Below are 608 nucleotides of genomic sequence, written 5' to 3' on the forward strand. Positions count from 1 at the left end.
CAGCCTACTAATCTAAAAGGTATTGGCGATGATGCTGCCGTTTTGGACTTCAAAGATAAAAAGGTCGTTATCTCTACAGATTTACTGATTGAAGGTGTGCATTTTGATTTGACTTACATGCCCTTAAAACATTTAGGCTACAAAGCTGTTGTTGTCAATGTTTCTGACATTTGCGCGATGAATGCTAAGCCAACACAAATCACGGTTTCTGTTGCGGTTTCCAATCGTTTTCCTTTGGAAGCATTAGATGAATTATTTGCAGGAATTACGCATGCAGCACGTGAATATAATGTTGATGTTATAGGTGGAGATACAACCTCATCACAAAAAGGATTAATTATCAGCATTACTGCCATTGGCGAAGCTGATGCAGAGGAGATTGTTTATAGAAATGGCGCAAAGCAAACTGATTTATTAGTAGTTACTGGTGATATTGGTGCTGCTTACATGGGATTGCAAGTTTTAGAAAGAGAAAAGCAAGTTTTTCAGGTGAATCCAAATTCACAGCCTGATTTAGATGCATATACATATCTTATAGAACGTCAATTGAAACCGGAAGCACGTAAAGATGTTCGCACTTTATTGCATGCTTTAGAAATAAAACCAAC

The 608-nt window shown here is 37.5% G+C and carries 1 protein-coding gene; it reads left to right on the top strand.

The annotated features are described in order from the left end of the window. The coding region (gene thiL, locus DR871_RS16310; RefSeq protein ID WP_129752561.1) for a thiamine-phosphate kinase at positions 1-608 on the top strand (608 nt) is incomplete at both ends.

It is taken from the genome of Flavobacterium petrolei (assembly GCF_003314435.2).
Lineage (GTDB): Bacteria > Bacteroidota > Bacteroidia > Flavobacteriales > Flavobacteriaceae > Flavobacterium > Flavobacterium petrolei.